This window comes from Propionicimonas sp. T2.31MG-18, from assembly GCF_964266745.1.
GTDB lineage: Bacteria > Actinomycetota > Actinomycetes > Propionibacteriales > Propionibacteriaceae > Propionicimonas.
In genome coordinates, this window is record NZ_CAXWGX010000011.1 from 1 (window position 1) to 451 (window position 451).

Genomic DNA, 451 nt, shown 5'->3' on the forward strand with positions numbered 1-451 from the left:
GTGCTCGTCGCGCCGCTGATCGCGATGTTCGACCCGTCGGACACCATGAAGGTGCCGTTGAGATTGTTGGTGCCCGAGAAGGTGAGGGCGTTGCCCGCCGCCAGGCCGCTCACACTCACATAGCCGTTGCCGGTGATGTTCTGCGTGACGGTACCGCTCTAGGCCTGCTGATAGGCAAGGGTGCCGTTGTTGACGATCGCGGAGCCCGAGATCGTGTCGCTCGCCCCCTGGAGCGTCGCGCCCGACTTGATCGTGGTGGTGCCCAGCCAGTTGTTGGCGGTGTTGGTGAGGATGATCGTGCCCTGGCCGCCGATGACCAGGTCCTGGCTGGGATCCACGCCCGCGCCGGTGCCGGTGGTGATCGCGCCGGTCAGCGTCGCGGTCACGCCCGCATCGGCGTTCAGCGTCGACGGGTTGGCCGAGGACGGGGTGACCACTTCCAGCGAGATGT

The 451-nt window shown here is 66.7% G+C and carries 1 protein-coding gene; it reads right to left on the minus strand.

All coding sequences use genetic code 11. The features are described from left to right. Positions 1–158: 158 nt before the first annotated feature. A partial coding sequence (locus ACFQQJ_RS04855; protein ID WP_377104686.1) for a hypothetical protein occupies positions 159–451 on the minus strand: 293 nt, incomplete at its 5' end.